18 protein-coding genes are annotated in these 17,862 nt (G+C 72.0%); 2 read left to right on the top strand and 16 right to left on the bottom strand.

What is annotated here, in order from left to right; genetic code table 11:
- Positions 1-185 precede the first annotated feature (185 nt).
- From GA0070622_RS12285 to GA0070622_RS12270, 4 genes are all read right to left on the bottom strand, one after another.
- Entirely contained in the window at positions 186-2,168 is a 1,983-nt protein-coding gene (locus GA0070622_RS12285) for an ABC transporter ATP-binding protein (protein WP_172968090.1), read from the bottom strand.
- Between the two features lie 114 nt (positions 2,169-2,282).
- Positions 2,283-3,050 carry an enoyl-CoA hydratase/isomerase family protein gene (locus tag GA0070622_RS12280; protein WP_091573423.1) on the bottom strand — a complete coding sequence of 256 codons (768 nt, stop codon included), beginning with the start codon at positions 3,048-3,050 and terminating at the stop codon, positions 2,283-2,285.
- A 46-nt stretch (positions 3,051-3,096) separates the two neighbouring features.
- On the bottom strand, positions 3,097-3,324 hold the full coding sequence (locus GA0070622_RS12275) for a helix-turn-helix domain-containing protein (protein ID WP_007072022.1): 228 nt from the start codon (positions 3,322-3,324) through the stop codon (positions 3,097-3,099).
- A 189-nt stretch (positions 3,325-3,513) separates the two neighbouring features.
- Positions 3,514-5,121: an ABC-F family ATP-binding cassette domain-containing protein gene (locus tag GA0070622_RS12270; protein ID WP_091573422.1), complete on the bottom strand. Its 1,608-nt coding sequence runs from the start codon at positions 5,119-5,121 to the stop codon at positions 3,514-3,516.
- A 247-nt stretch (positions 5,122-5,368) separates the two neighbouring features.
- On the opposite strand from GA0070622_RS12270, the gene ypfJ reads away from it, so the two are divergent.
- The gene (gene ypfJ, locus GA0070622_RS12265; RefSeq protein WP_091577241.1) at positions 5,369-6,286 is read left to right on the top strand and encodes a KPN_02809 family neutral zinc metallopeptidase; all 918 of its coding nucleotides are present in this window, start codon (positions 5,369-5,371) and stop codon (positions 6,284-6,286) included.
- 96 nt (positions 6,287-6,382) lie between these two features.
- On the opposite strand, the gene GA0070622_RS12260 is transcribed toward ypfJ, so the two are convergent.
- From GA0070622_RS12260 to GA0070622_RS12205, 12 genes are all read right to left on the bottom strand, one after another.
- On the bottom strand, positions 6,383-7,570 hold the full coding sequence (locus tag GA0070622_RS12260) for an RCC1 domain-containing protein (RefSeq protein ID WP_091573421.1): 1,188 nt from the start codon (positions 7,568-7,570) through the stop codon (positions 6,383-6,385).
- A 166-nt stretch (positions 7,571-7,736) separates the two neighbouring features.
- Positions 7,737-8,375 carry an acVLRF1 family peptidyl-tRNA hydrolase gene (locus tag GA0070622_RS12255; RefSeq protein ID WP_091573420.1) on the bottom strand — a complete coding sequence of 213 codons (639 nt, stop codon included), beginning with the start codon at positions 8,373-8,375 and terminating at the stop codon, positions 7,737-7,739.
- Positions 8,376-8,402: 27 nt separating this feature from the next.
- On the bottom strand, positions 8,403-8,894 hold the full coding sequence (locus tag GA0070622_RS12250) for a hypothetical protein (protein WP_091573419.1): 492 nt from the start codon (positions 8,892-8,894) through the stop codon (positions 8,403-8,405).
- A gap of 29 nt (positions 8,895-8,923) precedes the next feature.
- A complete protein-coding gene (locus GA0070622_RS12245; RefSeq protein ID WP_091573418.1) occupies positions 8,924-9,550 on the bottom strand; it encodes a LysE family transporter in 627 nt (208 codons plus the stop codon).
- Between the two features lie 485 nt (positions 9,551-10,035).
- Positions 10,036-10,476, bottom strand: a complete 441-nt coding sequence (locus tag GA0070622_RS12240; protein ID WP_091573417.1) for a metal-sulfur cluster assembly factor — start codon at positions 10,474-10,476, stop codon at positions 10,036-10,038.
- Entirely contained in the window at positions 10,473-10,943 is a 471-nt protein-coding gene (gene sufU / locus GA0070622_RS12235) for a Fe-S cluster assembly sulfur transfer protein SufU (protein WP_091577238.1), read from the bottom strand. Before sufU ends, GA0070622_RS12240 begins: the two co-directional genes overlap by 4 nt.
- Positions 10,943-12,247, bottom strand: coding sequence for a cysteine desulfurase (locus GA0070622_RS12230; protein WP_091573416.1), 1,305 nt, complete (start codon positions 12,245-12,247; stop codon positions 10,943-10,945). Before GA0070622_RS12230 ends, sufU begins: the two co-directional genes overlap by 1 nt.
- A 6-nt stretch (positions 12,248-12,253) precedes the next feature.
- On the bottom strand, positions 12,254-13,027 hold the full coding sequence (sufC, locus tag GA0070622_RS12225; protein WP_091573415.1) for a Fe-S cluster assembly ATPase SufC: 774 nt from the start codon (positions 13,025-13,027) through the stop codon (positions 12,254-12,256).
- A complete protein-coding gene (locus GA0070622_RS12220) occupies positions 13,024-13,350 on the bottom strand; it encodes a non-heme iron oxygenase ferredoxin subunit (RefSeq protein ID WP_091573414.1) in 327 nt (108 codons plus the stop codon). Before GA0070622_RS12220 ends, sufC begins: the two co-directional genes overlap by 4 nt.
- Positions 13,350-14,492 carry a Fe-S cluster assembly protein SufD gene (sufD, locus tag GA0070622_RS12215; RefSeq protein ID WP_091573413.1) on the bottom strand — a complete coding sequence of 381 codons (1,143 nt, stop codon included), beginning with the start codon at positions 14,490-14,492 and terminating at the stop codon, positions 13,350-13,352. Before sufD ends, GA0070622_RS12220 begins: the two co-directional genes overlap by 1 nt.
- 98 nt (positions 14,493-14,590) lie before the next feature.
- Entirely contained in the window at positions 14,591-16,021 is a 1,431-nt protein-coding gene (gene sufB, locus GA0070622_RS12210) for a Fe-S cluster assembly protein SufB (protein ID WP_091573412.1), read from the bottom strand.
- The gene (locus GA0070622_RS12205) at positions 16,018-16,758 is read right to left on the bottom strand and encodes a helix-turn-helix transcriptional regulator (protein WP_425412761.1); all 741 of its coding nucleotides are present in this window, start codon (positions 16,756-16,758) and stop codon (positions 16,018-16,020) included. The genes sufB and GA0070622_RS12205 overlap by 4 nt, the downstream gene beginning before the upstream one ends.
- 116 nt (positions 16,759-16,874) lie before the next feature.
- On the opposite strand from GA0070622_RS12205, the gene GA0070622_RS12200 reads away from it, so the two are divergent.
- Positions 16,875-17,819, top strand: a complete 945-nt coding sequence (locus GA0070622_RS12200; protein ID WP_091573411.1) for a COX15/CtaA family protein — start codon at positions 16,875-16,877, stop codon at positions 17,817-17,819.
- The last annotated feature ends 43 nt before the right edge of the window (positions 17,820-17,862 follow it).

Raw genomic sequence — 17,862 nt, 5'->3', positions numbered from 1 at the left:
TCGGAATGCCTTCTGCGGGCACTCCCTAGGCCGTGCGAGGGAGGGAGGCCCGACCTGTCACAGCGTTGATCGGTCTCACCTCCTCAGTTCGCGTAGCGGCGCACAGCGAGGGCGAACGTACCACAGAGGGCTTCACCCCTGTCTGGGCAAGGATGTCGCCAGGGCGAACGTTGCCGGATGCGCCACTAGTTCGCGGTGGCGGGCGGCATGCTCTCCTGGGCGACGTAGGTGCCCATCGGCACCGTGGTCACCACCGGCTCGGGCTGCTCCGGCTCGGCGTAGGGCGCCGGCGAGTCGGCGACCGCGAACTGGGTGCGGTAGAGCTCGGCGTAGAGACCGCCGACCGCCACCAGCTCGTCGTGCCGGCCGCGCTCGACGATGCGCCCCTCGTCGAGCACCAGGATCTGGTCGGCGTCGCGCACGGTGGAGAGCCGGTGCGCGATCACCAGCGCGGTGCGCCCGGTCAGCGCCACCGACAGGGCCCGCTGCACCGCCGCCTCGCTCTCCGAGTCGAGGTGTGCGGTGGCCTCGTCGAGGATCACGATCGACGGGGCCTTCAGCAGCAGGCGGGCGATCGCGATGCGCTGCTTCTCGCCGCCGGAGAAGCGGTAGCCCCGCTCGCCGACGGTGGTGTCGAGCCCGTCGGGCAGCGCCCGCACCAGGTCGGCGACCTGCGCGCCGGCGAGGGCCGCCCAGATCTCGTCGTCGGTGGCGTCGGGCTTGGCGTAGCGCAGGTTCTCCCGGATCGTCTCGTGGAACAGGTGCGAATCCTGCGTCACCACACCGATCTCGTCGCGCAGCGAGGCGAGCGTCGCGTCGCGCACGTCGACGCCGCCGACCAGCACCTGGCCGTCGGTGACGTCGTAGATCCTGGAGATCAGCATGGACAGCGTCGACTTGCCGGCGCCGGACGGGCCGACCAGGGCCACCATCTGACCGGGTTCGACGGCGAACGAGACGCCCTTGAGCACCGGCTCGTTGACCGTGCGGTCGAGCGTGGTGACCTCCTCCAGCGAGGCCAGTGACACCTCGGCGGCGGTCGGGTAGCGGAAGCGCACGTCGCGGAACTCGACCCGCCCGTTGCGGGGCGGGACCGGCACCGCGTCCGGCTTCTCCGCGATGCCCGGGCGCAGGTCGAGCACCTCGAACACGCGGTCGAAGGAGACCAACGCGCTCATCACGTCGACCCGGACGTTGGACAACGCGGTGAGCGGACCGTAGAGACGGGTGAGCAGCAGGGCCAGCTTGACGACGGTGCCCGCGCTGACCGCGCCGGCGACCGCGAGCCAGCCGCCCACACCGTAGGTCAGCGCCTGGGCCAGCGAGGCCACCAGCAGCATCGCCACGAAGAACGTGCGCGAGTACATCGCGGACTGGATGCCGATGTCACGGACCCGTTCGGCCCGGCGGGCGAACCGGTCGGCCTCCACCTCGGGCGCGCCGAACAGCTTGACCAGCAGGGCCCCCGCGACGCCGAACCGCTCGGTCATGGTGGCGTTCATCTTGGCGTCGAGGTTGTAGGACTCGCGGGTGATCTCGGCGAGCCGCCGGCCGACCCGGCGGGCCGGAATGATGAAGATCGGCAGCAGCACCAGCGCCAGCACGGTGATCTGCCAGGACAGCACGAGCATCGCCCCGGCCGTGAGCACGAGCTGGATGACGTTGCTGACCACCCCGGACAGCGTCGAGGTGAACGCCCGCTGGGCGCCGAGCACGTCGTTGTTGAGCCGACTGACCAGCGCCCCGGTCTGGGTGCGGGTGAAGAACTGCAACGGCATCCGTTGGACGTGGTCGTAGACCCGGGTGCGCAGGTCGAGGATGATGCCCTCGCCGATGCGGGCGGAATACCACCGCTGGGCCAGGGAGAAGAGCGCGTCGGCCACGGCCAGCACCGCGATGATCAGAGCGAGCCGGACGACGGTGGACTGGGCGGCCGGGCCGCCGCCGGCGATCGCGTCGATGACGTCACCGGCGAGCAGCGGGGTGGCCACGCCGATCACGGCGGCCACGATCACGGTGAGCAGGAAGACGACGATGTCGCGCCGGTAGGGCCCGGCGAAGGCGACGATCCGCCGGGCGGTGCCGCGCTTGAGCTGGTGGGCGGAGACCTCGTCGCGGTTGCGCAGCGACCGGAGCATGCTCCAGCCGCCCATGCCGCCGCCGGCCATGTGGTTGGACATCCGTCACCTCCGGGTCGTCGGGCAGCATGAACCGTCGGGTTCAATTCTCCCGACGCCTGTGACAACCTCGCGAGTAACCCGGATCTTCCCGAACGGTCCTTACTATTCGCCCCGCCCGGCCAGGTCCCGGATCCGCCGCGTCTGCGCCTCCCGCTCGGCTCGCTGCTGCTCGGCGTGCGAGCGTCCGACCGCGCCGGCGAGCAACGCCTTGATCTCCACGATCGCGTCCCGGTTGTTGGCCAGCAGCCCGGCCGACAGGTCGCGGACGGCGGCGTCCAGCTCGTCGTTGGGCACCACCAGGGTGGCCAGGCCGATCCGGTCCGCCTCGGCGGCGTCCATCCGGCGGCCGGTGGCGCAGATCTCCAGCGCCCGGGAATAGCCGACCAGCTCGACCAGGCGGCGGGTGCCGGCCAGGTCGGGGACCAGACCGAGGGTCACCTCGGCCATGGACAGCTTGGCGTCGGCGGCGAGCACGCGCAGGTCGCAGGCGAGGGCGAGCTGGAAGCCCGCGCCGATGGCGTGGCCCTGCACGGCGGCGATCGAGATGACGTCCGGCCGGTGCAGCCAGGTGAAGCCGCCCTGGTAGTCGGCGATCCGGTCGGCGCACTCCGCCTCGGACAGCGTGGCCAGCTCGGCGAAGGAACCGGGCCCGGTGGCGCCGGCGACCGCCAGGTCCAGGCCCGCGGAGAACGCCCGACCCTCCCCGCGTACGACGACGACGCGGACGTCGCCGGGCAGGTCCCGGGAGAAGTCGCTCATCGCGCGCCACATCGCCGGGGTCTGGGCGTTGAGAACGTCGGGCCGGCACAACGTCACCGTCGCGACCGGCCCGTCGCAGTCGAGTCGCACTCCGGTCGTCTCGGCGGTCACCGGACCACCCGGAGCGCGGCGCTGATGGACGACGCTGGGGGGCGGGTCACGCCTTCTTGCGGCGCCGGGCGCCGCCGCGCTGCCGCAGCTGCACCCCGGACTCGGTGAGCACCCGGTGGATGAACCCGTAGGAACGGCCGGTCGAGGCCGCCAGAGCACGGATGCTCTCTCCGCCGGTGTACCGCTTTACCAGGTCTTTGGCGAGCGTCTGACGCTCGGCCCCGACGATCCGGCGACCCTTCTCAGTGCTGGTGGCTGTGCCGGTGGCTGCCATGCTGATTCCTCACGTCCCAGACTGTGCGGTTCGGATACGGTCCCACCTATTAGACCGCCTCGGACGATCATGCGCCAGATATCAACTATTCGCCAACCGACACGCTACGCAATGTCAGCTTCCCGATAGAGTGATCCTTCCGACCGGCTGATCCGTACCGACCCTGACACGGAACGGACGGGTGAAGGCTCAGGCCAGCTCGACCAGTTCCAGGAGGTCGTCGGACCAGGCGTCCTCGTCGCCGTCGGGCAGCAGGATGGCGCGGTCCGGCTTGAGCGCGGTGACCGCGCCCGGATCGTGGGTGACCAGCACGATCGCGCCCGGGTAGCGGGCGATGGCGTCGAGCACCTGCTCCCGGCTGACCGGGTCGAGGTTGTTCGTCGGCTCGTCGAGCAGCAGCACGTTGGCGCCCGAGCAGACCAGCGTGGCCAGCGCCAGCCGGGTCTTCTCCCCGCCGGAGAGGACACCCGCCGGCTTGTCCACGTCCTCGCCGGAGAACAGGAACGCGCCGAGGATCTTCCGCAGGTCGGTGTCGGTCTGGTCCGAGGCCGCGCTGCGCATGTGCTCCAGGATCGTCCGGTCCACGTCCAGCGTCTCGTGCTCCTGGGCGTAGTAGCCCAGCCGCAGCCCGTGCCCGGGGCGCACCTCGCCGGTGTCCGACTCCAGCAGGCCGCCGAGCATCCGCAGCAGGGTGGTCTTGCCGGCGCCGTTGAGGCCGAGGATGGCCACCCGGGAACCCCGGTCCACCGCCACGTTCACGTCGGTGAAGATCTCCAACGACCCGTACGACTTGGACAGGCCGGTGGCGGTCAGCGGCGTCTTGCCGCACGGCGCCGGGTTGGGGAAGCGCACCTTGGCCACCTTGTCGGCGTGGCGTACCTCCTCCAGCCCGGAGATCAGCTTCTCGGCCCGGCGGGCCATGTTCTGCGCGGCGACGGTCTTGGTGGCCTTGGCCCGCATCTTGTCCGCCTGCGCCATCAGCGCGCCGGCCTTCTTCTCCGCGTTGGCCCGCTCCCGGCGGCGGCGCCGCTCGTCGGTCTCGCGCGCCTCCAGGTACGCCTTCCAGCCGAGGTTGTACGTGTCGACCACGGACCGGGTGGCGTCCAGGAACCACACCTTGTTGACCACGGACTCCAGCAGCGACCCGTCGTGGGAGATCACGATCAGGCCGCCCTTGTGGTTGGCCAGGAACCCGCGCAGCCAGGTGATCGAGTCGGCGTCGAGGTGGTTGGTGGGCTCGTCGAGCAGCAGGATGCCGCCGCCGTTCTCGCCGGCGTCGCGGAACAGGATCCGGGCCAGCTCGATGCGGCGGCGCTGACCGCCGGAGAGCGTGCCGATGGTCTGGGCCAGGGCACGGTCGGGCAGGCCCAGGTTGGCGCAGATCCGGGCCGCCTCGGCCTCGGCCGCGTAGCCGCCGAGGGAGGCGAACTGGTCCTCCAGCGCGCCGTAGCGGCGGACCAACCGATCGTCGTCGGCGCCCTCGGCGAGCTTGTTCTCCAGCTCCTTCATCTGCGCCATGAGGACGTCCAGCCCGCGCGCGGAGAGCACCCGGTCGCGGCCGGTGACGTCGAGGTCGCCGGTACGGGGGTCCTGCGGCAGGTAGCCGATGGCGCTGCGCCGGTCGATCTGCCCGGCGTACGGCTGGCCCTCCCCCGCGAGCACCTTGAGGGTGGTGGTCTTGCCGGCGCCGTTGCGGCCGACCAGGCCGATCCGGTCGCCCGGCTGCACGCGCAGGGTGGTGTCGGACAGCAGGATCCGGGAACCGGCGCGCAGTTCCAGGCCGGTGGCAGTGATCATTTCGGAGTACTCGCTCTCGGGTCCGGAAGGGCTGACTCAGGGCACGCGAAAGCGCCGGCGGGTGGTGATTTCCCGTCGGCGCGGGGCCGTTCAGCCTTCGCAGCGCAGCACGGGGCCAAGTGTACCGGGCGGCCAGCGTCCACCCCGTCGGATTACCGCGCAAGATCATCGGGTACCGAATCCGCCGTCCGGACCCGGTCCGGTACCGCAACCACCACACACGGACACATCGGTGATCGGGGTCAACATGGAGCTGAATGAGAACGCGCGGGTCGACACCAGTCAGGTGGACGACCGGCGAGGGTCCGGCGGCGGAGGCGGCGGGATGGGCATCCCGATCCCCGGCGGCGGCGGCCGGGGCGGGATCGTGGGCATCATCATCGCCGTACTGGTCGCCCTGGTGGGCGGCGGCTTCGGCCTGAACGCCGCCACCAACGGCGGCGGCTCCGAGCAGGGCGACAACACCTCGCTGGAGCAGAAGTGCTCGGCCGAGGACGCGCTGAAGCAGCTCGACTGCCGCAACACGCTGTACGTCAACTCGATCCAGGCCTACTGGCGCACCGCCATGCCGGAGGTCTTCGGCGAGCAGTACCAGCCGTCCAAGACGGTCTTCTTCAGCCAGAACGTCAGCACCGGCTGCGGCGCCGCCGACTCCGGGGTGGGCCCGTTCTACTGCCCCGCCGACGACCTGGTCTACATCGACCTCACGTTCTACCGGCTGCTCGCCGACCAGCTCGGCGCCGAGGGCGAGTTCGCCCAGCCGTACGTGCTGGCCCACGAGTACGGCCACCACGTGCAGGACCTGCTCGGCACCGAGGCGCAGATGCGCCGCCAGCAGCAGCGCGACCCGCAGAACGCCAACGCGCTCTCGGTCAAGCTGGAGCTGCAGGCCGACTGCTACGCCGGCGCCTGGGCGAAGAACGCCACCGGCACCGCCGACGAGGGCGGCCAGAAGATCTTCAAGAGCATCACCGACCAGGACATCCAGCAGGCGATCGACACCGCCGAGAAGATCGGCGACGACGCGATCCAGCAGCGTTCGGGCCGGCCGGTGAACCCGGACGAGTTCACCCACGGCTCGTCCGAGCAGCGCAAGCAGTGGTTCACCAAGGGCTTCTCCACCGGTGACCCGAAGTCCTGCGACACCTTCGGCTCCAGCCAGTGACGCCGGACGCCTGACCGGCTCCACGCCCGGGCCGCCGGCCCGCACCGCTGACCTCGACAGCGGGCGGGCCGGCGGCCCGACTCGTGCCCCGACCGGTCAGGCCGGCACTGTCACCTGCGCCGGGGTGGACCGCTCGACGGTGGTCCCGTCGCCCAACTGCCCGCCGCTGTTGTCGCCCCAGCACCACAGGCCGCCGTCGGTACGGATCCCGCACGCGTGGTCGGCCACCGCGAGGCCGCCGGTCCAGGTGGTGGCGTCACCGACGCGGGTCGGCGCGGACCGGTGGGTGGTGGTGCCGTCGCCCACCTGGCCGGTCGTGTTCTTGCCCCAGCACCACAGGCTGCCGTCCAGGCGGGACGCGCACGTCGCGTCGCCGCTCGCCGCGACCGTGCTCCAGGTGGTGGTCGTGCCGACCTGCACCGGCGCGGTCTGGAAGGTGCCGCTCACGCCCAGCTGCCCGTACCCGTTCTCACCCCAGCACCACAGCGCGCCGGACCGGATGCCGCAGGTGTGTGCGTACCCGGCGGTGACGCCGGTCCAGGTGGTCGCGGTGCCGACCTGCGCGGGCGTCGTCTGGGAGCCCAGGAAGCCGAGGCCGAGCTGACCGTCCGAGCTGAGACCCCAGCACCACAGCGTGCCGTCGGTGCGGACGCCACAGGTGTGCCCGAAGCCGGTCGAGACGCTCGCCCAGGTGGTCGCGGTGCCGACCTGGAGCGGGGTGTTCGCGACCCACGGCGAGGTGCCGACGCCCAGCTGCGAGGTCCGGTTGAAGCCCCAGCACCAGAGCGTGCCGTCGGTCCGCACGGCGCAGGTGTGCTGCGGGCCGGCGCTGACCCGGGCCCAGGTGGTGGCGGTGCCGACCCGCACCGGCGCGCTCCGGCTGGTGGTGGTCCCGTCACCGAGCTGGCCCCGGAAGTTCGAGCCCCAGCACCACAGCGTGCCGTCGGTCCGGATCCCGCAGGTGTGGCCGGAGCCACCGTCGACGGCGGCCCAGGCGGCGGTGTCGACCCGCGCCGGTGCGCTCCGGTTCGTGGTGGTCCCGTCACCGAGCTGGCCGGCGTAGTTCGAGCCCCAGCACCACAGGCCCTCGTCGGCGCTGATCGCGCACGTGTGGGCGCCGCCCGCGGTGACGGCGGTGACCGTCGGCGCGGCCGACGCGGCGGTGCCGGCACCGGCGGCCGCCGGGCCCGCCGTGGACATGACGCCCGCGGCGCACATCGCCGCCACGGCGGCGAGAAGCTGTGTCGCACGGCGGCGCCACCGGGCGTTTCGATATCCGCTCATGAAGTTCCTGTCTCCCAACGATGTCGGTGCCTGACTGGCGGAGGTGACGCTGCCCTGGCGGGTCGCCCGGAGACCCGCCACGTCACGACACCGACCCTATGCATCGCTGTCGTTCGATGCACCGTTGGTGACGTCGATTGACCGTACTTGATGCGATCTTTCCCGTTCAGCGGACCAGGATGTGGACCGCCCGGGCGGCGGAGACGGCCGCGACCAGCACCGCGTGCCGGGGCTCCGGCACGTCGAGCAGCCGCTCCGCCCGCAGCGCCGCGAGCGGGGCCAGCCGCCGGTCGGCCAGCACCGTGTCCACCGCCCGCCGGTCACCGCCGCAGACCAACGCCGCGAGCGTCCCGGCCGCCGGCAACAGCAGGCGTACGGCGAGATCGGCCGCATCGCCCAACGCCGCCTTCGCCTGGTTGTCCCGCCGCCGGGCGAACCGCTGCTGGGACCAGCCCCCCGCGGCGGTGCGCCCCTGCACGTAGCGGGTGTCCACCTTGGAGACCACCAGGTCGGTGCCGTCGGCCACCCCGACCGCCACCGCGCCCTTGCGGGCCAGCAGCAGCCCGAGCCGGCGGGGCGCGGCGGCCACTCCGGCGAACGCCTCCAGGTCCGGCGCGGGGCGCGCGCCGGGCGGCGTGTGCAGCTCGGCGGTGGCCCCGTCCGGGGCGGTGAGCAGCAGCCCGTACCCCAGGGCGGTGGTGGTGGGCGGGCCGTGCCGTTCGGCGAAGCCCTCGACCCAGCGCACGACGCGGGCCGGGTCGACCTCCACCCACCGGCCGCCTCCGGCTGCGGGTCGGCTGCTCATGGCACCGACCCTACCCAGCGGTGGAACTCAGCCGGCGACGTCCACCGTCACCGGCGACCCGTCCTCCCCGGTGGCGGTGCGGCAGGCGTACGTGAGCGCGGGCGCGTCCGCCGGGAGCAGACCGGGCGGCACCAGGAAGATGCCGTCGGAGACGTCCTCGACGACCGTCCACTGAGCGGCGTCCCCGACCGCCACGGAAGGCGCGCCCGAACAGCCGGTGACCACCACGACGACGCCCAGCACGCGGGAGGCCGCCGTCGCCGGCAGGCCGTGGCACGCGCTGACCGCTCCCGTCTCCGTGCCGTCGGACCGGACCTCGCTGACCCGCCAGCAGCCCGGCGGGCCGGTGCGCAGCGCCACCGTGTGCCCGGTGGGAGCGGACACGGTCGTCACCGGGGTCGACCAGTCCACAGCGACGTCGTCGACCCGGGCGTCGCCCCGGCCGCGCCCGTCGTCACAGGCCACGAGCAGGCCGAGCACCAGCGCGAATCCCGCGGTCAGACCTCGGGCGCCCCCCATCGCACACCTCCTCGCCCTCCACAGGCTAGTCAGCCGGGCCGCAGCGTGGTGACCGCGAGGGCGGCGATCAGGGCGCTGGAGACCAGCCCGGTGACCAGGCGACCACGGGGCCCGGACAACGCGCGCCCCACCACGGAACCGCCGCCGGCGACCAGCAGCTGCCAGCTCGCGGAGGCCAGGAACGCCCCGGTGACGAACAGCGCGGCGGCTGCCGGGTCCGGGTCGGCGGCATCACGGCGGCCCAGCACCAGCGCGGCGAAGTAGAGCACCGTCGCCGGGTTGAGCAGGGTCAGACCGAGCACCGCCGCGTACGCCCGGGCCGGGGTGTGCAGCCCGCGCCCGGCCGGGGCCCTCGCCACCTCCCGCCGCGCGGACCAGGCCCGCCACAGGCCGTGCGCGGCGATGGCGAGCAGCACCAGCGCCGCGACCACCCGCAACGGTCCGGCGACCGGGGCCAGGAACCCGGCCAGCCCGGCGCCGCCGAGCGCGGCGGCCGCGGCGTAGAGCCCGTCGGCGGTGGCCACGGCCAGCGCCGCGGCCGCCCCGACCCGGAAACCGGCGCGGGCGCTCAGCCCGAGAATCAGGATCGCGATCGCGCCGACCGGGATGGCGACGCCGTAGCCGGCGACCAGCCCGGCGAGGAACGCCCCGGTCACGACGGCGGGTGAGGGATCGCGGCGGCCGGCGGCACGGCACGCTGTCGGCGCGCGGCGGTGGCCGCACGGACAGGAGCCTGCTTCGGGTACGCCTCGATCACCCGCTCATCGTGCAACCCGCTCCCCCACCCCGCCACCGGATTTCCCGCCGTGTCCGCCCTGCTCGCGCCCGGCTCGCCAATGTCGCTCGGCTCGGCTCGGCTCGGCTCGGCTCGGCTCGGCTCGGCTCGGCTCGGAGATCTTGGTAGGAAACGGCCCTTATAGGGGCCGTTTCCTACCAAGATCTACTGCCGTCCTGACTGACGGTTGCGAGTTCCCGGATTTCGGTACGTCGGTGCGACGAGGTGACCGGAGCGGGTCGTGCGGGTCAGGCCAGGCCGACACGGGACGGGCCAGAGCGAGGCGGCACGCGAGCAAGGGGGGCAACGAGCCGGGCGCGGCACCCCGGAAGGGGTGCCGCGCCCGGAATCCTGACCCTGGACCGGTCAGACGTTAAAGCCGAGGGAGCGGAGCTGGTCGCGCCCCTCGTCGGTGATCTTGTCGGGGCCCCACGGCGGCAGCCAGACCCAGTTGATCCGGATGTCGTTGACCAGGCCGCCGCCGGGACCGGTGGTCAGCGCCTGCCGGGCCTGGTCCTCGATCACGTCGGTCAGCGGGCAGGCCGCCGAGGTCAGCGTCATGTCCAGCGTGGCGACGTTCTCGTCGTCCACGTGCACGCCGTACACCAGGCCCAGGTCGACCACGTTGATGCCCAGCTCGGGGTCGACGACGTCCTTCATCGCCTCCTCGATGTCACCGATCGCGGCCTTGCCGCCGGCCGGCGCCGCCACACCCGCGGCCGCACCGTCGGCAACAGCCCCGTTGACGGCAGTGCCGTCCGTCGCCACCGCGCCGGCCTCCGGAGTCGTGCTGGTCTCGTCGCTCATGCCTTCACCTCCGGGCTCACGCCCACCCCGGCGCGTGCCGCGGCGTCCTTGAACGCCATCCACGACAGCAGCGCGCACTTGACCCGGGCCGGGTAGCGCGCGACACCCGCGAACGCCACCCCGTCTCCGAGCACGTCCTCGTCCGGCGTGACCTGGCCACGCCCGGACATCAACTCGACGAACGCCTCGTGCACCACGGCGGCGTCCTGCGCGGCCCGGCCGCGCAGCAGCTCGTGCAGGATGCTCGCCGAGGCCTGGCTGATCGAGCAGCCCATCCCGTCGTACGAGATGTCGGTGAACACGCTGCCGTCGGTCGCCACCCGCACGGTGATCTCGTCACCGCAGGTCGGGTTGACGTGGTGCGCCTCGCCGACCTGGGCCGCCGGGTCCGCCTCCCGCAGGCCACGGCCGTGCGGATGCTTGTAGTGGTCCAGGATGATCTCCTGGTAGAGCGACTCGAGCTGCATCACTCGAACACCTTCCGCACCTTGTCCAGGCCCGTCACCAGGGCGTCGATCTCCGCCGTGGTGGTGTAGAGGTAGAACGACGCCCGCGTCATCGCCGGCACCCCGAAGCGGGCGCACACCGGCTTGGCGCAGTGGTGCCCCACCCGCACCTGCACACCGAGCGAGTCGAGCACCTGCCCGACGTCGTGCGGGTGCACGTCACCGAGGGCGAAGGAGATCGTCCCGCCCCGGCCGACCGGCACGGTCGGGCCGAAGATCCGCAGCCCCGGCACGGTGGCGAGGGCGTCCAGCGCGTACGCCGTCAGCTCCTTCTCGTGCCACTGGATGGCCGGCATGCCGATGCCGGTGAGGTAGTCCACCGCCGCGCCGAGCGCCACCGCCTCGGCGATCGGCGGGGTGCCCGCCTCGAACCGGGCCGGCGGCGCGGCGAACGTCGAGCCGGCCATCGTCACCGTCTCGATCATCGAGCCGCCGCCCATCACCGGGGGCATCGCGGCGAGCAGCTCGCCCCGGCCCCAGAGCACGCCGATGCCGGTCGGGCCGCACATCTTGTGCCCGGTGAAGACGATGAAGTCGGCGTCGAAGTCGACCACGTCCATCGGCAGGTGCGGCACCGACTGCGAGCAGTCGAGCAGCAGCAGCGCGCCGACCTCGCGGACCCGCGCGGTGATCCGCGAGGTGGCGTTGACGGTGCCGAGGATGTTCGACATGTGCACCAGCGAGACGATCTTCGTCCGCTCGGTGACCAGGTCGTCCAGGCCGGACTCGTCGAGCCGGCCGTGGTCGGTGACCGGGAACCAGCGCAGCGTCGCGCCGGTGCGCTCCGCGAGCAGCTGCCACGGGACGATGTTCGAGTGGTGCTCCATCTCGGAGATCACGATCTCGTCGCCGGGCCCCAGCCGGAACCGGGGGTCGGCGTCCGCGCGCAGCGAGGCGTTGGAGAACGCGTACGCCACCAGGTTGATCGCCTCGGTGGAGTTCTTGGTGAACACCACCTCGTCGACGCTGGGGGCGTTGATGAACGCGGCGATCTTCGCCCGCGCGCCCTCGTACGCCTCGGTCGCCTCGGTGCCCAGCGTGTGCACCGAGCGCGACACGTTGGCGTTGTGCCTCGCGTAGTGCTCGGCGAGCACGTCCAGCACCTGCCGCGGCTTGTGCGAGGTGTTCGCGCTGTCCAGGTAGACCAGCGGGTGGCCGTTGACCTCCCGGTCCAGGATCGGGAAGTCGGCCCGCACCGTCGCCACGTCGAAGCGGGGCACGTCGTCGTACTGCGGCATGCCCGCCGGGATCGCGATCGAGGTCATGTCAGGTCAGGCCCGCGCCGCGCCGGCCCCGGCGACGTAGCGCTCGTAGCCCTCTTCCTCGAGCTTGTCGGCCAGCTCGCGGCCGCCCTGCTCGACGATCCGGCCCGCCACGAAGACGTGCACGAAGTCCGGCTTGATGTAGCGCAGGATCCGGGTGTAGTGGGTGATCAGCAGCATCCCCGTGTCGCCGGTGTCGCGGACCCGGTTCACGCCCTCGCTGACCACGCGCAGCGCGTCCACGTCGAGACCGGAGTCGGTCTCGTCCAGGATGGCGATCTTCGGCTTGAGCAGCTCCAGCTGCACGATCTCGTGCCGCTTCTTCTCGCCGCCGGAGAAGCCCTCGTTGACGTTGCGCTGGGCGAACGCCGGGTCCATCTGGAGCTTCTCCATGGCGCCGCGCAGCTCGCCGGCCCAGGTGCGCAGCTTCGGCGCCTCGCCGTCGATGGCGGTCTTGGCGGTACGCAGGAAGTTGGCCACCGACACGCCGGGGACCTCGACCGGGTACTGCATGGCCAGGAACAGGCCGGCGCGGGCCCGCTCGTCGACGGACATGGAGAGCACGTCGGAGCCGTCGAGGGTGACCTCGCCGCCGGTGATCTCGTACTTCGGGTGGCCGGCGATCGAGTAGGCGAGCGTCGACTTGCCGGAGCCGTTCGGGCCCATGATGGCGTGCGTCTCGCCGGAGCGCACGGTCAGGTCGACCCCGTGCAGGATCGGCTTGAGCTCACCCTCGGGCAGCTTGACCGACACCTTCAGGTCGCGGATCTCCAGGGTGCTCATCGGGTCACTCCATTGCTCGGCGTCATGCTGACGTAGATCTCGCCGTCGCGGACTTCGACGGGGTAGACGGGTACGGGTTCGGTCGCGGGCAGCCCGGTGGGCTCACCGGTACGCAGGTCGAAACGGGATCCGTGCAGCCAGCATTCCAGCGTGCAGCCCTCGACCTCGCCCTCGGAGAGCGCGACGGCGGCGTGCGAGCACTCGTCGCGCACGGCGTAGAACGCGTCGTCCTCGCCGTGCACGACCGCGATCTGCACGCCGTCCACGTCGGCGCTGATCGCGGTGCCCTTCGGCACGTCCTCGGTCGAACAGATCCTGATCATCAGGCGCCGGCCTTCGCCAGGCGCGCCTCGATCGCGTCGCCGAGCCGCTCGCGCAGGTCCTCGACCGGGATCTTGTTGATCATCTCGGCGAAGAAGCCACGCACCACCAGGCGCCGGGCCTCGGCCTCCGGGATGCCCCGGGCCATCAGGTAGAACAGCTGCTCGTCGTCGAACCGGCCGGTCGCGCTGGCGTGCCCGGCGCCGGCGATCTCGCCGGTCTCGATCTCCAGGTTGGGCACGGAGTCGGCGCGGGCGCCGTCGCTGAGCAGCAGGTTTCGGTTGATCTCGTACGTGTCGGTGCCGGTCGCCTCGGCCCGGATCAGCACGTCGCCCACCCAGACGGTGTGCGCGTCGTCGCCCTGCAGCGCGCCGCGGTAGCCGACGTTGCTGCGGCAGTCCGGCACGGTGTGGTCGACCAGCTGCCGGTGCTCCAGGTGCTGGCCCGAGTCGGCGAAGTAGAGGCCGTACAGCTCGGCCTCGCCGCCGCGCTGCGTGTACTCCACCGAGGTGTACTGCCGGACCAGGTCGCCGCCGAGGCTGACCTGCACGTGCACGATCTTGGCATCGCGACCCAGCTTGACCCTGAGGTGCTGGGCCTGGACCGCGTCGTCGGCCCAGTCGGCGACCGTGACGAGGGTCAGCTTCGCCCCGTCCGCCACGGTCACCTCGACGTTGTCGGCGAGCGTGGCCGAGCCGACCTGCTCCAGCACCACGGTCACCTCGGCGAAGCGGCCCACCTCGAGGAACGTGTGGCCGAACGCGAGCGCCTCGGCGGTCTCGCCGACCACCCGCAGGCGCACCGGCTCCGCCACCACGGCGTCCCGGGCGACCTGCACCAGCAGCGCGCCGTCGGCCCCGCCGTACGCCAGCGCGCTGACCCGGTCGAACGGGGTGAGCACGCTGCCCACCCGCGGGTCGTCCCGCCCGATCCGGTCGACGGTGACGCCCTCGGGCAGGTCACCGTGCTCGTGCCGGACCGCGCCGGTGGCGACCTGGGCCGACGAGGCCAGCCCACGCAGGCGCTTGAGCGGGGTGAAGCGCCACTCCTCCTCCAGGCCGGTCAGGGCCGGGAAGTCGGCGACGTCGTACGAGCGGAGCGCCTGCGACTTGGTCGTGGGCGGCGCGGAAGCCTGGGTAGTCATCTCTTCCTTGGTCTGTTCTGCGACGACGGTGTCATTAACCGGAGGGCGGGTCGAGGCCCGCGCGGCCCGGCCTGACCGGTCCGGGCCCGCGGTCGGGCTCAGCCGACGGCACCTTCCATCTGGAGCTCGATCAGGCGGTTGAGCTCCAGCGCGTATTCCATGGGGAGCTCCTTGGCGATCGGCTCGATGAAGCCGCGCACGATCATCGCCATCGCCTCGTCCTCGCTCAGGCCCCGGCTCATCAGGTAGAAGAGCTGGTCGTCGCTGACCTTGGAGACGGTCGCCTCGTGCCCCATCGACACGTCGTCCTCACGGATGTCGACGTACGGGTAGGTGTCGGAGCGGGAGATGGTGTCGACCAGGAGCGCGTCGCACTTGACCGTGCTCCTGCTGCTGGTCGAACCCTCCAGCACCTGCACCAGGCCCCGGTAGGAGGTGCGGCCGCCGCCCCGGGCGATCGACTTCGACACGATGGTCGAGGAGGTGTGCGGCGCGGCGTGCACCATCTTGGCGCCGGCGTCCTGGTGCTGGCCCTCGCCGGCCATGGCCACCGAGAGCACCTCGCCCTTGGCGTGCTCGCCGGTCATGTAGACCGCCGGGTACTTCATGGTGACCTTGGAGCCGATGTTGCCGTCGACCCACTCCATGGTCGCGCCCTCGTGGCACACGGCGCGCTTGGTGACCAGGTTGTAGACGTTGTTCGACCAGTTCTGGATGGTCGTGTAGCGGCAGCGCGCGTTCTTCTTCACGATGATCTCCACGACCGCGCTGTGCAGCGAGTCGGAGGAGTAGAGCGGCGCGGTGCAACCCTCGACGTAGTGCACGTACGCGCCCTCGTCGACGATGATCAGGGTCCGCTCGAACTGGCCCATGTTCTCCGTGTTGATCCGGAAGTAGGCCTGCAGCGGGATCTCCACGTGCACGCCCTTCGGCACGTAGATGAACGAGCCGCCGGACCAGACGGAGGTGTTCAGCGCGGCGAACTTGTTGTCGCCGACCGGGATGACCGTGCCGAAGTACTCCTTGAAGATGTCCTCGTGCTCGCGCAGCGCGGTGTCGGTGTCGAGGAAGACGACGCCCTGCTCCTCGAGGTCCTCACGGATCTTGTGGTAGACCACCTCGGACTCGTACTGCGCCGCGACGCCGGCGACCAGCCGCTGCTTCTCCGCCTCCGGGATGCCCAGCCGGTCGTAGGTGTTCTTGATGTCCTCCGGCAGGTCCTCCCAGCTGGTGGCCTGCTTCTCGGTGGACCGGACGAAGTACTTGATGTTGTCGAAGTCGATCCCGGTGAGGTCGGCGCCCCAGGCCGGCATCGGCTTGCGGTCGAACAGCCGCAGGCCCTTCAGGCGCAGGTCGAGCATCCAGGCCGGCTCGTTCTTCTTGGCCGAGATGTCCCGGACCACCGCCTCGTTGAGGCCGCGCTGGGCGGACGCCCCGGCGACGTCGGGGTCGGCCCAGCCGTACTCGTAACGACCGAGGGCAGCGAGCTGCTCCTCCTGGGTCAGGGGCTGGACGATCTGCTCGGTCATCTATCTGTCCTCACAGTGGTGACGGTGGAACCGGACTGGGCGGGAATGTGCGTGGTGCACACGCCGTCGCCGTGCGCGATGGTGGCCAGGCGCTGCACGTGGGTGCCGACCAGACGGGAGATCACCGCGGTCTCGGCCTCGCACAGCTGGGGAAACTCGGCGGCCACGTGCGCCACCGGGCAGTGGTGCTGGCAGAGCTGGCCGCCGGACGCGATCGTGGACGCGTTCGCAGCGTAGCCCTCGGCGGTGAGCGCCTCGGCGAGCGCCTCCGCCCGCGCGAGCGGGGCGTCGTCGTCGGCGTCCTCCACGGCCGCCCGGCAGCGGGCCTCCAGCGCGGCGACCTGCTCGGCCGCGAACGCCGCGACGGCCTCGGCGCCGCCGGTGCGGGCGATCCACCGCAGCGCCGCGGTGGCCATGTTGTCGTAGTGGTGGGTGCCGCACCGCACCCGGGCCGCCTCGGTCAGCACGAACACCTTGGCCGGCCGGCCCCGCCCCCGACTGCCCCGCACGGCCTGCTCACGGGCGACGACGTCACCGTCGGCGAGCATCGCGTCGAGGTGCCGGCGGATCGCGGCCGGACTCAGGCCCAGCGCGGAGCCGAGCTGCGCGGCCGTGGTGGCGCCCCGCTCCAGCAGGAGCTGGGTGACCCGGTCCCGCGTCGACAGGTCGGCGGGCGCCGTCGCGCTGGTGACCGAACTGGTCACCGGCTCTCCGGACAGCGCTGCCGCGTTTTTCACAACGGCAACGTTACGTAATTCGTCGGAGCCCCGCAAACCCGGGGTCCGGTGATTCCGACCACCGGGTCGGCGGAGTCACCCGATCGGGATCAACTACGGTGCGTAGGATTCGCTCCGTGAAGCGTTCCGTCCGGTTCCCGGTCTCCCCCACGCTGCTGCGCCGCCTCGCGTTCGCCTCGATCATCGCGAACGTCGCGATCGTGGTCACCGGCGGGGCCGTCCGACTCACCGCGTCCGGCCTCGGCTGCCCCACCTGGCCCCGGTGCACCGACGAGTCGTACACCACCACGTCGGAGATGGGCGTGCACGGGGTGATCGAGTTCGGCAACCGGCTGCTCACCTTCGCCGTCGGGATCATCGCGCTGGCCGTGGTGCTGGCCGTGCTGGCCCAGGTGCCCCGCCGGCGCGGGCTGCTGCCGCTGGCGGTCGGCGTGCTGTTCGGCATCCCCGCCCAGGCGGTGCTCGGTGGGATCACCGTGCTCACCGACCTCAACCCGTGGGTGGTCGGGCTGCACTTCCTCGCCTCGATGGTGGTGATCGCCGCCGCGTACGCGCTGTGGCGGCGCACCGGCGAGCCCGACGGGCCGGTCACCCCGACCGTGCCGGCGCCGCTGCGTACCCTCGCCCGGATCACCACGGTGGTGAGCGCCTCGGTGCTGGTGGTCGGCACCTGGGTGACCGGCAGCGGCCCGCACGCCGGCGACCAGGGCGCGGCCCGCAACGGCCTGGACCCGGAGTCGATCTCCCAGGTCCACGCCGACGGCGTGTTCCTGCTGATCGGCCTGTCGGTGGCGTTGTTCTTCGCGTTCCGCGCGGTCGGCGCGTCGCGCGCCGCGCGGGCCGCCGGGGTGCTCCTCGCGGTCGAGCTGGGTCAGGGCCTGATCGGCTTCGTCCAGTACTTCACCCACCTGCCCGCCGTGCTCGTCGCCGCCCACATGCTCGGGTCCTGCCTGGTGCTGCTGGCCACGCTGGGCGTGCTCTGGGCCACCCGGGAGCGCCAGCCGGTCAGCCCGCCGGCCCCGGCCGCGCCCGCCGCCGAACCGGTGGGCGCCGCGGCCTGACCCGGGCCGGGCGTTACCGCCCGGCGGGAGCGGGAAAGCGGTC

It is taken from the genome of Micromonospora sediminicola (genome assembly GCF_900089585.1).
In the GTDB taxonomy this organism is placed as follows: Bacteria; Actinomycetota; Actinomycetes; order Mycobacteriales; family Micromonosporaceae; genus Micromonospora; species Micromonospora sediminicola.
This window is presented reverse-complemented; position numbering and strand designations above follow the sequence as displayed.

Coding starts and splice junctions, on each gene's coding strand:
- GA0070622_RS12275 (WP_007072022.1), bottom strand. CDS start 3,324: ATGGCAGCCACCGGCACAGCCACCAGCACTGAGAAGGGTCGCCGGATC.
- GA0070622_RS12270 (WP_091573422.1), bottom strand. CDS start 5,121: ATGATCACTGCCACCGGCCTGGAACTGCGCGCCGGTTCCCGGATCCTG.
- GA0070622_RS12220 (WP_091573414.1), bottom strand. CDS start 13,350: ATGATCAGGATCTGTTCGACCGAGGACGTGCCGAAGGGCACCGCGATC.
- GA0070622_RS12240 (WP_091573417.1), bottom strand. CDS start 10,476: ATGAGCGACGAGACCAGCACGACTCCGGAGGCCGGCGCGGTGGCGACG.
- sufU (WP_091577238.1), bottom strand. CDS start 10,943: ATGCAGCTCGAGTCGCTCTACCAGGAGATCATCCTGGACCACTACAAG.
- ypfJ (WP_091577241.1), top strand. CDS start 5,369: ATGGAGCTGAATGAGAACGCGCGGGTCGACACCAGTCAGGTGGACGAC.
- GA0070622_RS12255 (WP_091573420.1), bottom strand. CDS start 8,375: ATGAGCAGCCGACCCGCAGCCGGAGGCGGCCGGTGGGTGGAGGTCGAC.
- GA0070622_RS12230 (WP_091573416.1), bottom strand. CDS start 12,247: ATGACCTCGATCGCGATCCCGGCGGGCATGCCGCAGTACGACGACGTG.
- GA0070622_RS12250 (WP_091573419.1), bottom strand. CDS start 8,894: ATGGGGGGCGCCCGAGGTCTGACCGCGGGATTCGCGCTGGTGCTCGGC.
- sufC (WP_091573415.1), bottom strand. CDS start 13,027: ATGAGCACCCTGGAGATCCGCGACCTGAAGGTGTCGGTCAAGCTGCCC.
- sufD (WP_091573413.1), bottom strand. CDS start 14,492: ATGACTACCCAGGCTTCCGCGCCGCCCACGACCAAGTCGCAGGCGCTC.
- GA0070622_RS12285 (WP_172968090.1), bottom strand. CDS start 2,168: ATGGCCGGCGGCGGCATGGGCGGCTGGAGCATGCTCCGGTCGCTGCGC.
- GA0070622_RS12260 (WP_091573421.1), bottom strand. CDS start 7,570: ATGAGCGGATATCGAAACGCCCGGTGGCGCCGCCGTGCGACACAGCTT.
- sufB (WP_091573412.1), bottom strand. CDS start 16,021: ATGACCGAGCAGATCGTCCAGCCCCTGACCCAGGAGGAGCAGCTCGCT.